This is a genomic window from Streptomyces sp. CB02056, assembly GCF_001905545.1.
Lineage (GTDB): Bacteria > Actinomycetota > Actinomycetes > Streptomycetales > Streptomycetaceae > Kitasatospora.
The window spans coordinates 848306-862072 of the sequence record NZ_LIPD01000003.1; the positions used below are offsets into that span (position 1 = coordinate 848306).

At 75.0% G+C, this 13767-nt stretch carries 12 protein-coding genes; 1 reads left to right on the forward strand and 11 read right to left on the reverse strand.

The genetic code is table 11. The annotated features are described in order from the left end of the window. Positions 1–26: 26 nt before the first annotated feature. The 8 genes from serS to AMK13_RS11290 form a co-directional block, all read right to left on the reverse strand. Positions 27–1301, reverse strand: a complete 1275-nt coding sequence (gene serS, locus AMK13_RS11255; protein WP_074002021.1) for a serine--tRNA ligase — start codon at positions 1299–1301, stop codon at positions 27–29. 507 nt (positions 1302–1808) lie between these two features. Next, on the reverse strand, positions 1809–2744 hold the full coding sequence (gene pheA, locus AMK13_RS11260) for a prephenate dehydratase (RefSeq protein WP_049652857.1): 936 nt from the start codon (positions 2742–2744) through the stop codon (positions 1809–1811). Between the two features lie 160 nt (positions 2745–2904). Beyond that, positions 2905–4221, reverse strand: a complete 1317-nt coding sequence (efeB, locus tag AMK13_RS11265; RefSeq protein ID WP_074002177.1) for an iron uptake transporter deferrochelatase/peroxidase subunit — start codon at positions 4219–4221, stop codon at positions 2905–2907. A 14-nt stretch (positions 4222–4235) separates the two neighbouring features. Next, on the reverse strand, positions 4236–6272 hold the full coding sequence (locus AMK13_RS11270; RefSeq protein ID WP_074002022.1) for a FixH family protein: 2037 nt from the start codon (positions 6270–6272) through the stop codon (positions 4236–4238). A 13-nt stretch (positions 6273–6285) separates the two neighbouring features. Continuing rightward, positions 6286–6801 carry a copper chaperone PCu(A)C gene (locus tag AMK13_RS11275; RefSeq protein ID WP_107418708.1) on the reverse strand — a complete coding sequence of 172 codons (516 nt, stop codon included), beginning with the start codon at positions 6799–6801 and terminating at the stop codon, positions 6286–6288. Then, complete coding sequence (locus AMK13_RS11280) at positions 6798–7457, reverse strand: SCO family protein (RefSeq protein WP_049660017.1); 660 nt, start codon at positions 7455–7457, stop codon at positions 6798–6800. The genes AMK13_RS11275 and AMK13_RS11280 overlap by 4 nt, the downstream gene beginning before the upstream one ends. A gap of 78 nt (positions 7458–7535) precedes the next feature. Beyond that, complete coding sequence (locus AMK13_RS11285; protein WP_074002023.1) at positions 7536–8285, reverse strand: YcnI family copper-binding membrane protein; 750 nt, start codon at positions 8283–8285, stop codon at positions 7536–7538. Positions 8286–8470: 185 nt separating this feature from the next. Further along, positions 8471–9295 carry a hypothetical protein gene (locus tag AMK13_RS11290; protein ID WP_079272020.1) on the reverse strand — a complete coding sequence of 275 codons (825 nt, stop codon included), beginning with the start codon at positions 9293–9295 and terminating at the stop codon, positions 8471–8473. Between the two features lie 229 nt (positions 9296–9524). Here AMK13_RS11290 and AMK13_RS11295 point away from each other — a divergent pair, with 229 nt between their 5' ends. Further along, positions 9525–10172, forward strand: coding sequence for an ATP-binding protein (locus tag AMK13_RS11295; protein WP_181970636.1), 648 nt, complete (start codon positions 9525–9527; stop codon positions 10170–10172). A gap of 43 nt (positions 10173–10215) precedes the next feature. Here the strand turns inward: AMK13_RS11295 and AMK13_RS11300 are convergent, their stop codons facing one another. From AMK13_RS11300 to AMK13_RS11310, 3 genes are read right to left on the reverse strand one after another with little or no spacing between them, the layout of a single operon-like run. Further along, a complete protein-coding gene (locus tag AMK13_RS11300; RefSeq protein ID WP_074002025.1) occupies positions 10216–11460 on the reverse strand; it encodes an ABC transporter permease in 1245 nt (414 codons plus the stop codon). Positions 11461–11471: 11 nt separating this feature from the next. Continuing rightward, entirely contained in the window at positions 11472–12200 is a 729-nt protein-coding gene (locus AMK13_RS11305; RefSeq protein ID WP_049657146.1) for an ABC transporter ATP-binding protein, read from the reverse strand. Then, the gene (locus tag AMK13_RS11310; RefSeq protein ID WP_143204524.1) at positions 12197–13726 is read right to left on the reverse strand and encodes a peptidoglycan-binding domain-containing protein; all 1530 of its coding nucleotides are present in this window, start codon (positions 13724–13726) and stop codon (positions 12197–12199) included. The genes AMK13_RS11305 and AMK13_RS11310 overlap by 4 nt, the downstream gene beginning before the upstream one ends. Between the last annotated feature and the right edge of the window lie 41 nt (positions 13727–13767).

The following is a 13767-nucleotide window of genomic DNA, read 5'->3' on the forward strand; positions in this document are numbered from 1 at the left end:
TCGCAGGTGGTGCTGGGCGGGCCGGCTTACTTGACCGGCTCGAGGACGGTCCGTCCGCCGAGGTACGGCCGCAGCGCCTCGGGCACGACGACCGAGCCGTCGGCCTGCTGGTGGTTCTCCAGGATCGCCACGATGGTGCGCGGGACGGCGACCAGGGTGCCGTTCAGGGTGGCGAGCGGGCGGGTCTTGCCCTCCTCGCGCATCCGGATCGACAGCCGGCGGGCCTGGTACTCGGTGGTGTTGGAGGTCGAGGTGACCTCGCGGTACTTGCCCTGGGTGGGGATCCACGCCTCGATGTCGAACTTGCGCGCGGCCGAGGCGCCGAGGTCGCCGGAGGCGACGTCGATCACCCGGTACGGCAGCTCCAGCGCGTTGAGGAAGTCCTTCTCCCACTGGAGCAGGCGCCGGTGCTCGTTCTCCGCGTCCTCGGGAGTGGTGTAGACGAACATCTCCACCTTCTCGAACTGGTGGACGCGGATGATGCCGCGGGTGTCCTTGCCGTAGGTGCCGGCCTCGCGGCGGAAGCAGGACGAGTAGCCGGCGTAGCGCAGCGGCAGCTTGTCGGCGTCGAGGATCTCGTCCATGTGGTACGCCGCGAGCGGGACCTCGCTGGTGCCGACCAGGTACCGGTCGTCCTCGGCGAGGTGGTACACGTTCTCGGCGGCCTGGCCGAGGAAGCCGGTGCCGTCCATGGCGGCCGGGCGGACCAGGGTCGGGGTGATCATCGGGATGAAGCCGGCCGCGGTGGCCTGGGCGATCGCCATGTTGACCAGGGCGAGCTCCAGCAGCGCGCCGACGCCGGTCAGGTAGTAGGAGCGGGCACCGGCGACCTTGGCGCCGCGCTCGGTGTCGATCGCGCCGAGGATCTGGCCGAGCTCGACGTGGTCGCGGGGCTCGAAGCCCTCGGCGGCGAAGTCGCGCGGGGTGCCGATCTCCTCGAGGGTGACGAAGTCCTCCTCGCCGCCGACCGGGGCGGCCGGGTCGATGAGGTTCGCCAGGGAGCGGAGCAGGCGGTCGGCCTCCTCCTTGGCCGCTCCCTGCTCGGCGTCGGCGGCCTTGACCTCGGCGGCCAGGTCCTTGGTGCGCTGGAGCAGGGCGGCCTTCTCGTCGCCCTTGGCCTGGGCGACCTGCTTGCCGAGCACCCGCTGCTCGCTGCGCAGTTCGTCGAAGCGGCTGCCCGAGGACCGGCGCCGCTCATCGGCGGAGAGGAGGGCGTCGACCAGGTCGACGTCCTCGCCACGGACGCGCTGCGAGGCGCGCACTCGGTCAGGGTCCTCACGGAGCAGGCGAAGGTCAATCACAGGCCCAAGCGTACCGGGAGACCGTTCCTCCACCGGTACGGCTTTTTCCCTGGGGATAACTCGCCCGCGCCTGTGGATAACTCCTGTGGGGAACTTCCCGTCGCCGGGTTATCCACAGGCCGGGCCCCGGGCCTGTGGATCAAAGGGGAGGATTGCCTTCCGCGTGAACGAACCAGGGAATTGAGGTTTCAAACCTCAATCAACCTTCTCGGGTGAGGGAATTGAAGCACTCGGACGGGTGATTTGCTGGCAACCGGGTGACTCTGGTCCGATTGGTCATCTCTGCGACGCAAACCGATGGTCCGACCGGGTCTGGGCAATGGCTATACCGGTTTGTCGACTCGTCCCCAGGCCTGTGGATAACTCCGGGCTGTGGACAGCGGGGAGCCCTGTGGACAGCGGTCTCCGGCCCCGACGGCCCCTGTGGACGACGGTGCGGTCACCCGCCCGGGCCGCCCGGGCCGGGCGAAAACAGTCGGAAAAGTCCGGAAGGACTCGAGGCGAAGCTCAGATGTCCCCGCGGCCGTCGAGCGCGCGGGAGAGCCAGTCCGCCGCCGAGGTGAAATCCCCGTCCGAGGTCCCCGGCCGGCGGTGGGTGGACTCCTGCCGGTCGGCGCGCGGATAGGAGCCGAGGTACCGCACCTGCGGGCAGATCCGCTTGAGCCCCATCATCGCCTCGCCGACCCGGCGCTCGGACAGGTGGCCCTCGCAGTCGATCAGGAAGCAGTAGCTGCCCATGCCCTCGCCGGTCGGGCGGGACTCGATCCGCATCAGGTTGACCCCGCGCACCGCGAACTCCTGGAGCAGTTCCAGCAGCGCGCCCGGGTGGTCGTCCGGCAGCCAGACCACCATCGAGGTCTTGTCCGCGCCCGTCGGCGAGGAGACCCGCCCCGGGCGGCCGACCAGGACGAACCGGGTGGCCGCGCTCTTCGCGTCCGCGATCTCCTTGACCAGCGGCTCCAGCCCGTAGATCGGCGCCGCGAACTCGCCCGCGAACGCGCCGTCGTAGCGGCCCTCGGCGACCAGCCGGGCGCCGTCCGCGTTGGAGGCCGCCGACTCCCAGTCCGCCTCCGGCAGATTGGCCGCCAGCCAGCGCCGCACCTGCGGCTGGGCCACCGGGTGGCTGGTCACCGTCTTGATCCCGGACAGCTCGGTGCCCGGCCGCACCAGCAGCGCGAAGGTGATCGGCAGCAGCACCTCACGGTAGATCATCAGCGGTGTGCCGGAGGCGAGTTCGTCGTTGGTCGCGGTGACCGCGCCCTCCACCGAGTTCTCGATCGGGACGAACGCCCCGGCCGCCTCCCCGCCGCGCACCGCGTCCAGCGCCAGCGCCACCGAGGACAGCGGCACCAGCTCCCGGGTCGCCGCCTCGGGCAGGGTGTGCAGGGCCGCCTCGGTGAACGTGCCGGCCGGTCCGAGGTAGGTGTAGCGGGTGGCCGACATGACGCCTCCGTGGGGTTCCGGGGTACTGCGCGGGCAGGGTGTGCCGAAGCAGTCACCCTAACGATTCAACGGCCCCGGCGGCCAAGCGTTCCAGTGGCCGGGACCGCGGCGGTGGATCCCGGGGGTCCGTGGTCGGACCCCCGGGGAACCGTCCGGGGAACTACCCCTCCAGCAGCTGCCGGCCGAGGTAGCCGCCGGGCGGCGCGCCCGGCGGCAGCGCGTACAGGCCGCTCGCCTCGTGCCGCAGGAAGCGGGAGAGGCCGTCGCCCCGGGAGAGCTTGCGCTGCACCGGGGTGAAGCCCTTGCCCGGGTCGTTCTGGAAGGCGAGGAAGAGCAGCCCGGCGTCCGGTGAGCCGTCCGGCAGCAGCCCGTCGTGGTACGAGAACCCGCGCCGCAGCATCGCCGCCCCGCCGTTGGCCGCCGGGGCGGCGACCCGGATGTGCGCGTCGGCGGGGATCGCCAGGGTGCCGTCCGGGCCCTGCGCTGCGAGGTCGACCGGGGAGCGCTCGCCGGCCCCGGCGGGCGCGCCGAGCGGGGCGCCGTCCGACTTGCGCCGCCCGATCACCCGTTCCTGCCGGTCCACCGGCAGCGCCTCCCAGTTGTCCAGCAGCATCCGGATCCGCCGGAACACCAGGTACGAGCCGCCGGTCAGCCAGGCCGGCTGGTCGCCACCGGCGGCGCAGAACACCTTGGCGGCGAAGCCGTCCTCGTCCGGCCGGGGGTTGTTGGTGCCGTCGATCTGGCCCATCAGGTTGCGCCCGGTCACCGGCTGGGCGGCGGCGCCGGGGGTGCGGGCGAAGCCGGCCGACTGCCAGCGCAGCGCCGCCGTACCGGCCGCCAGCCGCTGGAGCACCCGCAGGGCGTGCACCGCGACCAGGGCGTCGTCCGCGCCGATCTGGACGAACAGGTCGCCGTCGCCGCGGGCCGGGTCGAGCGCGTCGCCGGGGAAGGCGGGCAGCGGTGCGAGCCCGGGCGGGCGGCGGTCGGCCAGCCCGGCCTTGTCGAACAGCGTGGCGCCGAAGCCGACCGTGACGGTGAGCGAGCAGGGCCCGGCGTCCAGCGCGACCTGGTTGTCGAACTCCTCGGACGGCTCCCCGGCGGTCAGCCGGTCGGCCGCCTTCGTCCAGCGCTGGAGCAGGGTGCGCAGCCCGTCCCGGCCGACGCCCTCGGCCAGGTCGAAGGCGGCCAGCTGGACCCTGGCCTGCGGCGGGTCGGTGATCCCGGCCTGGTGCTCGCCGCGGAACGGCACCCGGGCCGCGCCCAGCGCGCCGCCCGGGCCGGCCGCGGCCCGGCCGCTCCGGTCGGGACGGTCGTAGGCGACCGCCCCGGCGACGCCCGCGCCGGCCCCGACCAGCAGCCCGGCCCCGGCGGTGCCGAGCAGCGCCCGCCGGGTGAAGCCCGCGGGCCCCGCCGAAGCGCGGTCCGCCGGGCCGTGGCTTGTCGGTTTGCGGCCTGACGAAGCGTGGTCCGTCGACATGTCGGTCACCCCGCTCACCCGATCTTGAACTGCTGGGTCGGGGTGGTCTGGTCGATGTCGGAGGAGCGGATCTGCACCGACACCACCCAGGTGCCCGCCAGCGGCAGCTGCGCGGTGCCGCTCCAGCGGCCGGTGCCCTCCGGGGTGAGCGCGACCGGCAGCGGACCGAGGTCGCGGTCCGGCAGGGTGAAGGCGAGTTCCACCTCGGGGACGTCCACCGGCTGCCCGTCCGCGCCGTCCAGCGCGAGCTTCACCTCGTTCGGCCCGGTCCGGGCCGGGTTGAGGGTGACGGTCGCGGTGCCCTTGGCGTTCGGCGTCCGGCCCTTGGTGTCGTACGGGAGCTTGAGGTCGACGGTGCGGCCCGGCTCGGTCTGCGGCGCCGCGGCGGCCCCGCCGGCGGCCGGAGCGGCGGCCGCCCCGGCCTTGACCTCGCCCGCCACCCGCCCGGGCGGGGAGTTGGTGAGCATCGTGGTGACCACCAGCACCGCCACCGCGACCAGCGCCTCGACCAGCACCGAGCGGCGCAGCCCGGCCCGGGTCGGGGTCAGCCCGCGGTCGCGTCCGGCGCTCCGCAGCGCGGCCCGCTGGCGCTCCAGCTGCGCCTGCCGGGCCGGGTCCTCGCTGTGCGCCGCCACGGCGACCGGCTCCGGCAGCTCGGCCGGTGCGACCTCGACCGCCTCGGCCGGGGCCGAGCGCAGCCTGGCCAGCCAGGAGCGGGAGATCCAGGCGACGCCCAGCATCGCGGCCACGCAGCCGCTCTTCACCAGCAGCAGCCGCCCGTACTCGGTGCCGGTCAGCGCGCCCCAGCTGCCCAGGCCCCGCCAGGACTGGTAGATCCCGGTCCCGGCCAGGACGGCCACCGAGCCGAAGGCGATCTTCGAGAAGCGGTCCACCACCTCGGCGCCGACGCCCTCGCGCAGCGCGACCAGCAGCGCGGCCAGCCCGCCCAGCCAGAGCGCCATCGCGATCAGGTGCAGGATGCCGAGCGGCAGCGCCAGCCAGACCTGGATGCCCACCGAGGCGTGGTCGGCGCCGACCCAGGTCGCCGAGAGGGCGACGGCCAGCACCAGCCCGGCCACGCCGAGGCCGAGCCGGGCCTCGCGCTGCGGCCGTTCGGCGGCCCGCCGCTCCAGCTCGCGCAGCTCGGCGGCCTCGGCGTCGTCCTCGGAGGCCGCGCCGCGCGCGAGGTCGTCGGTGCCGGCCTCCTCCTCGTCCCGCGGCTTCGGCACGACCGGCCGCGGCGGCTGCCCCAGCTGCCCGACCAGCAGCGACAGGAACACCCCGCCCGCCGCGAGCAGCAGCAGCCGGGCGGCCAGCGCGGTGCCGATCCGCTCGTCCAGCGTGGCGCGCACCAGCGACAGGTCGAAGGCCTGCCCGATCCCGGAGCCGCGCTCGTACGGGCCGCGCAGCATCAGCACCGCGACGGTGGAGACCAGCAGCGCCGTCCAGCCCGTCATCAGCAGCCGCTGCACCCGGCGCCGGGCGGTGCCGGCCGGCCAGCAGAGCAGCACGAAGGCGGCGACGCCGACCAGCAGCGCGAAGGCGGCGTACGCGACGGTGCGCCCGGTGCCGTACAGGGCGGCGACCAGGCCGTCGGCCTCGGCGCCCTGGAGCGCGGTGGCCGACACCGAGGTGTCCGAGGGCGCGCCGATGGAGAAGGTGAACGCCCCTCCGACCGGGTGGGAGTCGTCCGAGACGGCCCGCCAGGCCACCGTGTACGTGCCGTTGGCGAGTCCGTCGCGCAGCCCGACCCGGGCGGTGTTGCCCTTGCCGTCGGCGTGCGCCGGGTTGCCGGTGTCCACGGCCTTGCCGGCCGGGTCGAGCACCCGGACGGAGTCGTTGGAGAGCGAGACGGACTCGCTGAAGGTCAGCGTCACCGCCTGCGGGGCGGTGGCGACCACCGAGTTCTGCCGGGGGTCGGTGGAATCCAGGGTGGCGTGCGCGGAGGCCGGCCCGGCGCCCGCGAGCATCAGCGCGAGCAACGCGCCGAGCACTCCGAGCACCCCGGCGATCCGGCGGTGGGTGGCCTTCTCCAGGCCGGCCGACTGCATGGTGGCGGTCCCCTTAACTCTGGCCGGGGCGGTAGGTGAGCTCCTTGACCGGCACCTTGACCGAGATGGTGCCGGACTTGGCGAAGGTGAGGTCCAGCTCCAGCTCGTCGCCGAGGACCGGGGCCTTCTGCCATCCCATGATCATGAGGTGGTTGCCGCCCCGGGCGAGCTGCAGCGCGCCGTGCGCGGGGACGTCCAGGCTGTCCACCTGCTCCATGGTCGACGCGCTCGAGCGGTGCATGGTGACCGACTCGGCGGCCGGGCTGCTCACCTTGAGCAGCTGGTCCTGCCCGCCGTCGTTGCGGACGGTCAGGTAGCCGGCCGCCATGCCGCCGGCCGGGGGGAGCGGGATGTAGGAGTCGGCGACGCTGAGCCGGGCCGGCCCGGCGGCGGCACCGTCCTGGCCGCCCGCGCCGCCGCCCGTCCCGCAGGCGGCCAGGATGGCGCCGCCGCCCAGGGCCGTGGCGACGACGGCGCCGAGCAGGGCGCTGCGGCGGAAGCGGCCGGTCCCGGTCTGTACCGGGGTCACGCCGCGACCCCCTTGGCGAGCAGCGGCAGGTCGTGCTCGTAGGTCTTCTCCTCGGTGCCGCTCATGTAGAGCACGTGCGCCTTGTCGTCCGAGGGGAGGAAGGCCAGCACCTGCGCGCCGTGGGTGGAGGTGACCGTCCCGTCCGCGTTGACGACCGGGTCCTCGATCATGATGCCGAGCGACCTGGCGGCGGTCTTCACCTTGGCCAGGTCCCCGGTGAGGCCTATGAAGTCGCTGCCCATCGAGTCCAGCCAGGTGCGCAGCACCTGGGGGGTGTCGCGCTGCGGGTCGGTGGAGACGAAGACGACGTTGACCTTCTGCCGCTCCTCCGCGGGGAGCGCCTTCATCGCGACGCCGATGTCGCCCATGGTGGTCGGGCAGACGTCCGGGCAGCTGGTGTACCCGAAGAACAGCAGGGTGGCCTTGCCGTTGGTCTGCTGGCGCAGGTCGAAGGGCTGGCCGGCGGTGTCGGTCAGCTGGAGGTCCGGCTTCTCGAAGTTCTTGGCGAGCTTGGTGCCCTGGTACGGGGTGTCCTCCTTCTGCCGGGTGACCTTGGCGGCGGTGGAGCCGCCGCCGGAGGAGCCGCAGGCGGAGAGGGTCAGGGCGGCGGCCAGCGCGAGGGCGGCCGCGCCGGCCAGGCGGGTGGTGCGGGGCATGGGAGTTCCGATCGTGCGGGGTGGGCCACCGGTGGGGCCCGTACCCGTGGTCCGGGTACGGGCCCCACCGGCGTGGGGTCAGGAGGCGGCGTTGCCGCTCTTGCGGCGCAGGCCGAGCACACCGACGGCGGTGCCGATCACACCGACGACGATGCCGACCACGCCCAGGGTGCGGGCGGTGGAGTCGCTGGACTTGGCGTCGCCGGAGGCGGCGGCCTGGTCGGAGCTGCCCCCGTGGGCGCCCGCGGCCGGGGAGGCGGTGACGCCGTGGCCGTCACCCTCGGCGGCCTTGGTGAGCTTCAGGACGGGCGCGGGCTTGGCCGGCTCGGGCTGGCCGTCCTTGGTCTCGTCGATCCAGCGGGCGATGTCGCCGTTGTCGTAGGTCTGGAGGGTCTTGAAGACCAGGTTGTCGGTGTCGGTCGGCAGCGGGCCGAGCGAGACCCGGAACTCCTGGAACTGGCCGGGGGCGATCTTGGTGCCGGCGTCGGCGGTCCAGGTGATCTTGGAGACGGCCTCGGTGACGTCGTTGCCGTGCACCTTGATCGGCTTGTCGAGCTTGGCCTTCTCGACCGCGGCGGTCCAGCCCGGCAGCGGCAGGGTCCGGACCGAGGCCAGCGGGTGGTCCAGCGGGAGGTTGACCTCCAGCTTCACCGTGCCCGCCGTGTCGCTCTCGTTCGGCACCCGGAAGTCGACGGCCGTGTAGCCGCCCTGGGCGGCCGCACCCGGGTTCACGGTGACGTGCGCGAAGGCGGGGCCGGCCAGCGCCACCACGGACGCGGCGGCGGTGAGGGCGACGGCGGCGAGACGGCGGGCGGGAAGGGAACGCATGATGCGGGTCTCCGATCGGAGCTCGGCGGCAGCCGGAACCGGCGACGGACGGGAGCCGTGCCGCGGGGGCCGCGGGGGTGGGGACGCGGGGGTGGAGCCTCGGGCCGCCCCGGTGGTCGGGGGAACGGCCGGACGGTACGCACGCCGGGCACCCGGGACGGCCGAGGGCCGCCAGGAAACGCCGGTCAGTACGCGAGGGCCCCGCACGGCGGGCCGCGCCGCACCACGCTGTGCCGCAGCACGGCACCCGCCGGGAGCGGGCTCTCCCCGCCCCGGGCACCGAACCGGCGGGCCGGGCCGGCCGTCCCGAACAGACCGCGCAGCAACGCGGCCACCAGCGCGAACGCCGTACGCAGCGGCGCCGCCCAGTGCTCCCGGGCGGCCGTGGCGGCCACCCGCAGCAGCTGCCACAGGGCCGCCTCGCCGCGCCGCAGCCACCAGCCCGCGACCAGCGCGGCGCCGAGGTGCCCGGCCAGCATCGACGGCGTCATGCCGAAGACCCCGGCCTGCCACCAGGGCGCGGCGGCGAACGCGTGCGGGTCCAGGCCCGCGGAGGAGACCAGCTGCTCCGGGGACGGGCTGCCCGGCAGGCCGAGCAGCGTGCCGGGGCGGGCCTCGTTGCAGATCAGCCGGCCGGCCACCTGCGGCACGGTCAGCGGACCGGAGCCGCCGTGGTGCATGCCGGCCATGGAGCCGCCGAAACCGTTGAAACCGTGGAAGAGGCAGTGCAGTCCGAGCTGCCCGGCGCCGAGCGCCCCGGCGATGGCCGCCAGCGAACGCTCCCGCCCGCCGCAGACCACCGCGAACGCCAGCACCGCGGCGAAGCCCAGCGCCAGCGCGGTCGGCGGCACGTTCCCGCCACCCGCCAGGGCGTGCCCGGCGGCGGCTATCAGGGTGCACACCAGCGCGAACGGGACCGCCCGGGCAAGCCGCAGGTCCCAGGCGGCGGACCCCACCGGCTGGGCCGGTCCGGGGGCGCCCGGGAGCGGGGCGGCGGCGAGGGCAGTCATGGCCGGGCCATCCTCTCATTGCGTACGCCGCCGACACGGGCAGGGTGGGAAATCCCTACGAATGCCCCTTTCGGCGGCGCGTGCGAGGGGGCGTACGCGTCGCCCGGCACAGACCCCGGCCCCCGGTCCATCCGCCGAACGGGCGGTAGCGGCCCCCGGGCACGGTTCGCCGGGGAATCGCCCGGAGATACCTAGTTGTATGTGGAGCCGCAGCCAGGAGGGACCTCCCGTGGACATCTGGTGGACTCTGCACCTCAAGCGCGACCCGGCCAGCGTTCCGCTGGCCCGGCGCATCCTGCTCGGTGCGATGGCGACCGCGGGCGTCGACCCGCAGATCGCGGACGACCTCGGCGTCGCCCTCACCGAGGCCTGCGCCAACGCCGTCGAGCACGGCGCCACCGGGCGGCCCGACGACGGCTTCCAGGTCACCGCCTCGATCTGCGGCGACCGGCTGCGGATCGAGGTCACCGACTCGGGCCCCGGCCTGCCGGCCCCCGCCCCCGCCGGGGCCGCCGCCGTCCGCCGCACCCCCGCGCCGGACCAGGCCCGTCCGGCGGCGGCCGGCCGGGCGCCCCGCCGCACCCGCCGCGGCCGCGCCACCGTCCCGGCCCGCGTCCTCGCCGCGTACGGCCCCCGCCGTGACGGCCACCCGTACGACACCCACGTCCTGCCCTGTCGCCCCAGCGTCCCCACCCTGCGCCCGGTCGACCTGGACACCCTCCCCGACCTCACCGCCGAGTCCGGCCGCGGCCTCTTCCTCATCCACGCCCTCACCGACCACGTCCAGCTGCGCAACCACCCGCTGCGCGGGGCGATCGTCAGCTTCGACAAGATCCTCAAGTGGCAGGACGACGCGCTGCTGCGGGCGGCTTCGTAGGGCGGGCTTCGTTGTAGGGGACGGCGGGGGAGCCGGGGTCGGGTCAGTGGCGCAGGGCTTCGGCCGGTTCGACGGCGGCGGCCCGGAGGGCCGGGTAGAGGCCGGCCAGCAGGCCCACCAGGCTGCCGGCCAGCGGTGCGGGCAGGACCGTCCAGGGCTGGAGCAGGGCGGTCCAGTCGCGGGCCAGCGCGACCAGCACCACGACGGCCACGCCGATCGCGGTGCCGATCAGCCCGCCGAGGGTGCCGAGCACGGTGGACTCGGTGAGGAACTGGGCCGCGATGTGCCGGGGCCGGGCGCCGAGGGCGCGCCGCAGGCCGATCTCGCCGGTGCGCTCCAGGACGGCGACCAGCGTGGTGTTGGCGATGCCGACCGCGCCGATCACCAGGCAGATGGCGGCCAGCAGCAGGAACAGCCCGGTGAGGTCGGTGGAGACGGAGTCCCGCAGGGTGTGCGGGTCGGGCGGGGCGAGGGCCTCGAAGTCCTTGGGGGCTTCCGGGCGCAGGGCGGTCGGGGCCTGGGAGGCGACCAGGGCGGCCGCGCCGGTCCGGGTGCGGACCACCATCCGGGCCCGGCCGTTCTCCCCGGGCGGCGGGTTGCCCCAGAGCGTCCGCGCGGTGGTGGTGGGCACCATGACGTCGAGCGCGGTCTCGGGCAGCCGGGCGCTGCCGTCGATGATGCCGATGACGGTGAAGCCGACGCCGTTGACGAACACCGCGGGGTGGGCGTCGAGGCGGCTGATGCCGAGCCGTCCGGCGGCGGCCGAGCCCAGGACCGCGACGCGCAGGCCGCGTTCGCTGTGGAAGGCGTTGTAGACGGTGCCGGCGGAGACCCGGGCCTCGATTGCGTCGAAGCCGCCGGGGGAGAGCGCCAGGACGTTGAGCCCGGCGCCGGAGCCGGTGCCGGGCACCGGGGAGGTGGAGATCTTCGGCTCGGTCAGCGGCGCGCTCCAGTAGACCCCGGCCGCGACCGCGCCGTTGAGCCGGCCCACCCGGCGGTCGGCGTCCTCGGGGAAGTCCATGGCGGCGCGGTGCTGGCCGTTGCCGAGGACCACCTCCGCTCCGCGGCCGACCAGGGTGACCGTGGTGTTCTGCAGCGCCGAGAAGCGCTTGCCGATCTGGCCGGTGGCGCTGGAGGTGAGCCCGAGGACGGCGACGAAGGCGCCGACGCCGAGGACGGTGCCCAGCAGGGTGAGCACCGACCGGCCGGGCCGCTGCACCATGCCGGACAGCGCCTCGCTCAGCAGGTCGGTCAACCCGAGCCGGGAGAGCGGGACTTCGGTGGACATGGCGCGCCTCCTCACCGTTCGACCGCCGCCCCGGTCGCGCTCAGCCGGCCGTCCCGGATGGTGATGGTCCGCCGGGCCCGTTCGGCGACCTCGCGGTCATGGGTGATGACCAGCAGGGTCAGGCCGCTCCCGTGCAGTTCCTCGAACAGCTCCATGACCCGCAGGGCCGTCGCCGAGTCGAGGTTTCCGGTCGGTTCGTCGCACAGCAGGAGCGACGGCCGGTTCACCAATGCCCTTGCCACCGCGACGCGTTGGCGTTCACCGCCGGACATCCTGGAGGGCAGGGCCTCGGCCCGGTGGCCGAGGCCGACCTGGTCCAGGACCCGTCGGGCGGCGTCGGCCCGGCCCGCCCTGGCCGATCCGTTGTAGACCTGGGCGAGCATTACGTTCTCCAGTGCGGTCCGGTACGGCAGCAGGTGGAAGGACTGGAAGACGAAGCCGATCCGGCGCCCGCGGAGCGCGGTGCGGCGGGCCTCGGAGAGCGCGCCGGTGTCGATGCCGTCGAGTTCGTACGTGCCGCCGCTGGGCCGGTCGAGCAGGCCGAGCAGGTTGAGGAAGGTCGACTTGCCGGAGCCCGAGGGGCCGATCACGGCGGCGTACTCGCCGCGGGCGACCTCCAGGTCGAGGGGGTGCAGGGCGGTGACCGGCGGTGGGCCGGGGAAGGTGCGGAACGCCCCGCGCAGCCGGATCACCGGGGTGTCGCGGTCGGCTCCGGCGCGGTCTGTCCCGGCCCCGCTCACCGGCCGACCACGACCTGCTCGCCGGGCTTGAGCTCGGCTCCGGCGGCGGGCTTGACCTCGACGAAGCCGTCCGCGGCGACGCCCGCCGTCACCTCCACGGTGCGCCGGGTGCCGTCGGTGCCCGCGACGGACACCGAGGTCCGGCCGTCGACGCCCGAGCTGATGGCGGAGGAGGGCACGGCGAGCACCTCGCCCTGGGTGGAGGCGGCGACCACGGTGATCCGGACGTCCTGGCCCTCCAGGGCCGGGTCCCAGGGGGCGTCGGGGGTGACGACGAGCGGGACGTAGGGGTCGGTGCCGGCGCCCGGGGCCGCCGGTGCCGCGCTGGCGGCGCCGCCCCCACCCCCGCCGCCACCGGGGCTTCCCGGGGTGACGAGCGCGCCCACCGAGCCGACCTTGGCGGCGAGTTGGACGCCCGTGGTCTCGGACAGCACGGTGACGTCCATGCCGGGCTTGACCAGCGGGGCGTCGCCGGGGAGCAGGTGGCCGGTCAGGTTGAGGCCGCCGGCGGTGAGGGTGAGGACCGGGGCCGTCACCTTGTCGCCGACCCTGGCGCCGACGGCGCCCACCCGGGCCGGCAGCGCCGGCAGGAAGACCACCTCGGCGGCGGGCAGTTGGGGGCCGTCCTTGGCCTGGGCGCGGGCCAGGTCCTGCTGCTTGGCGGTGAGATCGGCGCGGGCCCGGGCGAGCGCGGCGGCACCTCCAGTGGTACCCCCGGCGGGTGCGCCGGTCCCGGTGGTTCCCGGGGCCGGTGCGCCGTTCTTGCCGGCCGCCGGGGCCGTGGTGGCCGGAGTGGCCGCCGCGGTCGGCTCGCCGCCGCCGTGGGCGGGCTGGCTCTCCAGGTCCCGGACGGCCTGTTTGGCCTGGTCCACGGCCTGCTGGGCGGTCCGGACGGCGGTGGCGGTCTGGTCGCCGGTGGTGGCCGCCGGGTAGCCGAGCTTCTGGTAGAGCCTGGCCACGGCGGCCTTGGTGGCGGCCCCGAAGTACCCCTTGTCGTCGCCGCCCGGGTAGTACCCCATGTCCCGGAGCACGTCCTGCAGTTGGCCGATGTCGCCGCCGGACTCGCCCGGTGCCATGTCGCGGTAGGCGGGTGTCGAGCCGGGCAGGGCGATCACCGGCCGTCCGGACACCTCGGCCAGCACCTGTCCGGAGTCCACCGCGTCCCCGCTGTTGACCTTCAGCGCCGTCACGATCGGGGTGCCGCCGCCCGGGCCGCCGGCGCTGGCCGAGACCGCGCCCGGCTGCACCGGGAAGGACTGGCCGGCCGTGAACACCCCGCGCAGGACGGTGGTGTTGGAGAGCACCCGCTGCACCACCGGTGCCGTGAGCACCGAGGCGGGCGGCGCCTTGGCGTCGGCGGCGGCCTGCTCCGGCGAGCGGATCAGGGTGGCGGCCCACATCCCGCCCCCGGCGGTGACCGCCGCGACCAGGGCGATCACGACGATCAGCCGCCGCCGTCGACGCGGGGTGGACCCGGCCGGGGTGGCGGGTTCCGCTGCGGTGGCCTCGGGCTCGGGTGTTTCCACGGCTTCCATTTCCGGTACGTCTTCCGGTGCTTCGCGCTCGG